Here is a 399-nt window from a genome sequence, read left to right on the forward strand (position 1 = left end):
TCTGCTGGCGCAGAGTGTGCAGGCGGCCGATCTCACGGTCGCGGTTCTCGTCGGCATAGACGACGACGTCATCGCCTTCGGCGTTGGCGGGCCACAGGCCGACCACGCCCCTGGCCTCGAACCAGTTCTCGGCGACGATCTTGTCCAGCATCTCGCGCGCGTCGGCGTAGAGGCTGCGAGCGGCCTCGCCGACCACGTCGTCTTCAAGGATCTGCGGATAGCGGCCGATCAGCTCCCAACTGGCGAAGAAGGGCGACCAATCGATGTATTTAACTAAATCTTTCAGATCATAAGGCGCGAAAGTTCGCGTTCCGATGAACGTCGGCGTCGGCGCGGCATAGGCCGGCCAATCGATAGCGAACCGCCGGGCGCGGGCGTCGGCCAGGCTGGTGCGGGCCT

Annotated in this window: 1 protein-coding gene; it reads right to left on the minus strand. The window is 64.7% G+C overall.

From position 1 onward, the window contains the following. On the minus strand, nt 1–399 hold a 399-nt coding region (locus D1614_RS28125; RefSeq protein WP_497006671.1), incomplete at both ends, for a vitamin B12 dependent-methionine synthase activation domain-containing protein.

It is taken from the genome of Maribellus luteus (assembly GCF_003576475.1).
Lineage (GTDB): Bacteria > Bacteroidota > Bacteroidia > Bacteroidales > Prolixibacteraceae > Draconibacterium > Draconibacterium luteum.